Source organism: Streptomyces lancefieldiae (genome assembly GCF_031845825.1).
GTDB classification, from domain to species: Bacteria; Actinomycetota; Actinomycetes; order Streptomycetales; family Streptomycetaceae; genus Streptomyces; species Streptomyces lancefieldiae.
Genome location: NZ_JAVRFH010000363.1, coordinates 1 through 425, shown reverse-complemented (window position 1 = coordinate 425; position 425 = coordinate 1). Strand labels below are relative to the sequence as shown.

Annotated in this window: 2 protein-coding genes; one reads left to right on the top strand and one right to left on the bottom strand. The window is 69.2% G+C overall.

Annotated features, from left to right (window positions below; genetic code table 11):
* Positions 1-225, bottom strand: a 225-nt coding sequence (locus tag RM812_RS42525; protein ID WP_311586407.1) for a hypothetical protein, incomplete at its 3' end; no start/stop codon positions are given.
* Positions 226-299: 74 nt separating this feature from the next.
* Here RM812_RS42525 and RM812_RS43285 point away from each other — a divergent pair.
* A partial coding sequence (locus RM812_RS43285; protein WP_394816618.1) for a hypothetical protein occupies positions 300-425 on the top strand: 126 nt, incomplete at its 3' end.

Here is a 425-nt window from a genome sequence, read left to right as displayed (position 1 = left end):
ATCACCAGGCTCGGCGACGCCGACGACACGGGCACCACCCACACGTTCCTCCCCGACCCGGAGATCTTCGAGGAGCCGGACTTCGACTTCGAGACGCTGGCCCAGCGCCTGCGCGAGACGGCGTTCCTCACCAAGGGCCTCCACGTGCTGCTCGACGACCGGCGCGGCGAGGGCCGCACCGTCGAGTACCACTTCGAGGGCGGCATCCGGGACTTCGTCCTGCACCTCAACGAGTCGCGCGACCCGGTGCAGCGCGACGTCGTGTACCTCGAGGCCGAGGGCCCGAGGGCAGCCTCGAGATCGCGATGCAGTGGACCGCGGCCTACAACGAGGCCGTCTACTCCTTCGCGAACAACATCAACACCCACGAGGGCGGCACCCACCTCACCGGCTTCCGCACGGCGCTCACCCGCACGCTGAACGAC